The sequence below is a fragment of the Streptomyces sp. AC550_RSS872 genome, from assembly GCF_019049285.1.
Taxonomy (GTDB): Bacteria; Actinomycetota; Actinomycetes; order Streptomycetales; family Streptomycetaceae; genus Streptomyces.
Window position 1 is genome coordinate 1 of record NZ_JAGMUL010000101.1, and the last position, 219, is coordinate 219.

The following is a 219-nucleotide window of genomic DNA, read 5'->3' on the forward strand; positions in this document are numbered from 1 at the left end:
GTGAATCGCTACTCATGCCTGCATTCTCACTCGTCAACCGTCCACAACTCGCTTACGCGGCTGCTTCACCCGGCAGACGACGCTCCCCTACCCATCACGATCCCCGTTGGGGGTACATATCGCAATGACACGACTTCGGCGGTACGCTTGAGCCCCGCTACATTGTCGGCGCGGAATCACTAGACCAGTGAGCTATTACGCACTCTTTCAAGGGTGGCT

General features: G+C 57.5%; 1 rRNA gene. It reads right to left on the reverse strand.

Annotated features, from left to right (window positions below):
* Nucleotides 1-219 (reverse strand): 23S ribosomal RNA (locus tag KUM44_RS31580); the annotation flags it as partial.